The sequence below is a fragment of the Stackebrandtia sp. genome (genome assembly GCF_035643755.1).
GTDB lineage: Bacteria > Actinomycetota > Actinomycetes > Mycobacteriales > Micromonosporaceae > Stackebrandtia.
This window is the reverse complement of the sequence record NZ_DASQPW010000159.1, coordinates 1-3328: the sequence shown is the minus strand read 5'-3', so window position 1 is coordinate 3328 and position 3328 is coordinate 1. Positions and strand designations below refer to the sequence as shown.

At 67.8% G+C, this 3328-nt stretch carries 3 protein-coding genes; all 3 read right to left on the bottom strand.

Annotation, left to right across the window (positions count from 1 at the left end; translation table 11 throughout):
• Positions 1-182: 182 nt before the first annotated feature.
• Positions 183-1748 carry a M4 family metallopeptidase gene (locus tag VE172_RS11925; protein WP_324801672.1) on the bottom strand — a complete coding sequence of 522 codons (1566 nt, stop codon included), beginning with the start codon at positions 1746-1748 and terminating at the stop codon, positions 183-185.
• Between the two features lie 192 nt (positions 1749-1940).
• Positions 1941-2573 (bottom strand): NUDIX hydrolase N-terminal domain-containing protein, encoded by a 633-nt coding sequence (locus VE172_RS11920; protein WP_324801668.1) that lies wholly within the window; start codon positions 2571-2573, stop codon positions 1941-1943.
• A partial coding sequence (locus VE172_RS11915) for a carbon-nitrogen hydrolase family protein (RefSeq protein ID WP_324801666.1) occupies positions 2570-3328 on the bottom strand: 759 nt, incomplete at its 5' end. The genes VE172_RS11920 and VE172_RS11915, both read right to left, overlap by 4 nt.

The window sequence follows — 3328 nt, the reverse complement described above, 5'->3', positions numbered from 1 at the left end:
CGGGCACCGGCATGCCAAAGGATGCCTCGCCGTCAAGAAAATTATCGATACTCAGGATGTGTGACATTCCGTGGGAGAAGGGGGTCGGTACGAAGGATGCGGACATCATATTCAATCGCGCGAAAGGGCGCCCCCGCGGCGCTGGCCGCGAGGACGCCCTCTTTCGCTGAACGTTAACCCCATTACTTGGAGCAGGTGGGGTCGTTGTCGCCGGGGACGCTGATCGCGTCGAAGGCGGCCTTGGCGGCGTTGTACTCGTCGCAGGTCTTGAACTGGTCCGACGAAGAGGCGAACTGCAGGGTCGCGGTGCGCGCGTCGGCGTAGGTCCAGCCGGAGGTCTTGCCCATCAGGGCGCCCATCCAGACCTTGCCCGCCTGCTCGATTCCCAGACCGTCCTTGATGGTGGAACCATCGCAGGCCTTGGAACCCGGACGCTGGTCGTCCTTCTTCTCGGTGCCCTCGGCCAGCATGTAGAACATGTGGTTGATCGGACCGGCGGCGGCGTGCACCTCGGTGTTCGGGATGTCGGTGCTCCAGCAGTTCGGAGCGTTGTCGATCGACGACGGGTCCGGCATGCTGCGAATCGGCTCACCCGGGTTGAGCAGGCCGGCGGCCTCGCCAACGGTGTAGTCCGGGCTGTCGGAGCCGTCCTTGACCGGCTCGTTGGCGTACCACTCGGTCAGGGCGCCGAAGATGTCGCTGTCGCCCTCGTTGATACCGCCGGTCTCGTTGTCACCGTCGGAACCACCCGGGGTGAACTGGAAGATGCCGTGGCCGTTCTCGTGCGCCACGATATCGATGGACGTCAGGTTGCGCTCGCCGTCCTGGGAGTGCCCGAAGTGGGTGGAGCTGCCGTCCCAGTAGGCGTTGACGTCGTCAAGGTTGACCGAGGACGGGAAGTAGCCGCCCTTGCCGTCGACGCCGTCGTAGCCCAGCCAGTCCTTGAGCATTCCGGCTTCCTTGCCGAGGTCGTACAGCACGTCGACGCAGGCGGTCTCCAGGTCCTTGGAGTCGCCGCTGCCCCAGTCGTCGGTGTCCTTGGTGAAGGGGTCCTTGCCCTCTTCACCGCAGGACTGACCCTTGTGGTCGGGGTCTTCCATGACGAAGCCGGAGCCGCCCTTGGAGGTGCCGATGTCGACCGTGTCGCCCTTGCCGTTGTAGTACGGGTGGCCGGTCCCGGCGAAGGTCGAGTCGACGACGTCGATCTTCTTGCCGGACAGCGCGTCCACGTAGTACTTGCGGTTGACGGGCTCCTTGTCCGAGTTCACGGCCTTCTTTGTGCTCACGTAGGCAAGTACCGGGTCGCCTTTGCCTCGCGCGTAGACCACGACGTCGGGCTTCGACGCCTTCTTACCGGCGACGCTGAGCACCTTGTCGACGCTCACGCTCGGCTTGATGGTGTCGAGGTCGATCTTGTGGGTCTGAGCGGTGTTGGCGAAGGCGATCTTGCCCGCGGAGTTGGTCGCCACCACGGTGTCACCGCCCACCACGTCCAGGCCCTTATAGGTGCGCTCGTAGGTGGTGTACGTCAGGCCGAGCACCTTCAGGGTTTGCTGGCGGACGAACTTTTCGGATTTACTGGCGTGCAACGAATCACCATTGTCATGGACATAGGCGGTCGCCGCCTTCGCCGCCGCTTGCAGCGAGCCGCTCTTACCGTGGCCGGAGTCCGCGTAGGCCGTAGCGCCTACCAGACCCGCCGCCACCGCAAGTGCGGCCGCGCTGCCTGCGATGAGCAGGCGTTTCATAAGGGGTGTTCCTCTCACGAAGGGTTCGGCGGCCCAGGGGTCAGGCCACCTGGTACAGGAGGCTTCCATACTCGGTAACCCGCTGTCAATAGTCGATGCACGTAGATATCGACATAGATAAACGCTTAAAGGCGGAGTTACCGAATTGTTACATGCGAGACGGAGGCGCTTCCGTCATCGTCCGTCCACAGTTCAGTGGAAGGCCGGGGCGGCGACGATTCCCGCCCGGATGTCGAACATCTGGGGGACCTTCACCCTGTGGCCCCGGTACAGGGACACCTCCGCCGCGTCGGCGCGGGTGAACCATCCGAAGTCGAGCGACTCGTTCGTCGTGGTCAACTCCCCGCCCACGACCTCGCACGCGAAGGCGACGTTGTAAGTCTGCGGCTGTTCGGCGCCGTGCAGCCTGCGGCTGTCGTACACCCCCAGCACGCCCGTCGCCCTCACCTCCAGGCCGGTCTCCTCCCGGGCCTCGCGCTCGGCCACCTGAGAGGGAGACTCGCCGACGTCGGCGGCACCCCCGGGCATGCACCACTCGCCGCCGTCGTTGCGCTGTATGAGCAGCAAGCGATCCCGCTCGTCGAAGATCACCGCGTCGGCGCTCGCCTTGGGGGTGGCGAAGCCCAGGTCGCCGCGGAACCGTCGCTCTATTTCGGACGCCCCTCGGGTGTCGGCCAGCGCGAGGGCGCGGGCGGCCAGCGACCGGACCTGTTCGTAGCGATCGCGGTCGTAGTGATTGTCGCTGTAGTGCAATCCGTTGGCGGCGATCGCCCGCAGCTCCTCGGCGATATGGATGATCTCGGCGGCGGCGTCCGGGCCCGTCACGGGCGAACCTCCACTGTGTCGCGTTGGCCCGGACCGGGGCACCGGTCGGCCAGCATGGTGTGGGCGGCCCGGGTTTCGGTCAGCAGCTTGGGGTCCAGCGCGGCGACGGCGATGCCGGGGCGGTCGGCCCCGGCCCGCGCCACCGGACGCCCCTCGGGGTCGTAGACGGCGCCGCCGCCGCCGAAGGTCCACGGCGGCTCGCCGCCCACCTCGTCGGCGAAGACGACATAGAAGGTGTTGTCCAGGGCGCGGGCGCGGTGGTAGAGATCGCGGCGGTGCTCGCCGCCGGCCACGTAGGCGCCGGCGGCGACGTACGCGTGGCACCCGGCCAGGGCGGCGGCGCGGGCGTGCTCGGGAAACGTGGCGTCGTAACAGATCCCCAGCCCCAGCCGCCAGCCGTCGAGCGCCAGGGTGGTGGCGCGGTCGCCGGGCGAGAACAGCTCGCGTTCGTGGGCGTCGCACAGGTGGCGCTTGTGATAGACGTCGCGCACCGTGCCCGACGGCGCGATCAGCAGGCTGGCGATGAAGCGCCGTCCCGCCCGGCGCACGGCGGCGCCGATCAGGATCGCGACGCCGCGGCCCCGTGCGGTGGCGCGCAGCGGGTCCAGCCGCTCGTCGTCCACCGTGCCGTCGGCGGCGGCGGCGATGTCGGTGGAGGGGTCGCGGGCCAGCGTGGGCGGGTGGTACGCGGGCAGGTGGAGCTCGCCGAACACCACCAGCGCGGCGTCCGCGGTGGCCGCCAGCGCCGCGGCGGA